We start from the raw sequence: 208 nt of genomic DNA, 5'->3' as shown, positions 1-208 counted from the left end.
AAATGAAAACAGTAATTACAGCTAAAGTACGTTTATATCCAAATCAAGAACAAGTTGCTCAATTTAAAGCTGTAACTAAGGAATATCAACGTTTATGTAACCTTGTTAGTCAGTGGTATTTTGATAATGATTGTAAGGTAAATCGTAAAAAATTCAACCAAGAGATGTATCACTATTTACGTGCTGAATCTAAAGAAATTAATTCAGC

General features: G+C 29.3%; 1 pseudogene. It reads left to right on the top strand.

The window, feature by feature from the left end:
* Nucleotides 1-2 precede the first annotated feature (2 nt).
* Nucleotides 3-208: pseudogene (locus FC55_RS10000) on the top strand (RNA-guided endonuclease TnpB family protein); the annotation flags it as partial.

Source organism: Ligilactobacillus salivarius DSM 20555 = ATCC 11741 (assembly GCF_001435955.1).
GTDB classification, from domain to species: domain Bacteria; phylum Bacillota; class Bacilli; order Lactobacillales; family Lactobacillaceae; genus Ligilactobacillus; species Ligilactobacillus salivarius.
This window is presented reverse-complemented; position numbering and strand designations above follow the sequence as displayed.